The sequence below is a fragment of the Klebsiella sp. 141251 genome (assembly GCF_050600725.1).
GTDB lineage: Bacteria > Pseudomonadota > Gammaproteobacteria > Enterobacterales > Enterobacteriaceae > Klebsiella > Klebsiella aerogenes.
Genome location: NZ_JAQIRG010000037.1, coordinates 1 through 366 on the forward strand (window position 1 = coordinate 1; position 366 = coordinate 366).

The 366-nt window shown below is 64.2% G+C and carries 1 pseudogene; it reads right to left on the minus strand.

Annotation, left to right across the window (positions count from 1 at the left end):
- Nucleotides 1–366 (minus strand): annotated as a pseudogene (locus tag PGR09_RS24555) (sodium-extruding oxaloacetate decarboxylase subunit alpha); the annotation flags it as partial.

The window sequence follows — 366 nt, forward strand, 5'->3', positions numbered from 1 at the left end:
CTCAAGGTTGGTGAGCATCCCGCCCGGCACCTGGGCGACCAGGATACGGCTGTCGGTGCCTTTCAGCTGGCCTTCGAAGGCGTGGTATTTTTTGCGCACCTCGCGGAAGTACGCGGCGATGCTCTCCAGTTTGTGGATATCGAGGCCGGTGTCGTAGCGGGTCCCGGCGAGGGTGGCCACCAGCGCTTCGGTGGCCGGGTGGCCGTAGGTGGCGCTCATCGAGGAGATGGCGGTATCGACGCCGTCGACGCCGGCTTCAATAGCCTTCAGCAGCGCCATCTCCGCCATGCCGGTGGTGGCGTGGCAGTGCAGGTGCAGGGTGACGGCAAAGCGTTTTTTGATTTCGCTGACCAGCTCAAAGGCGGC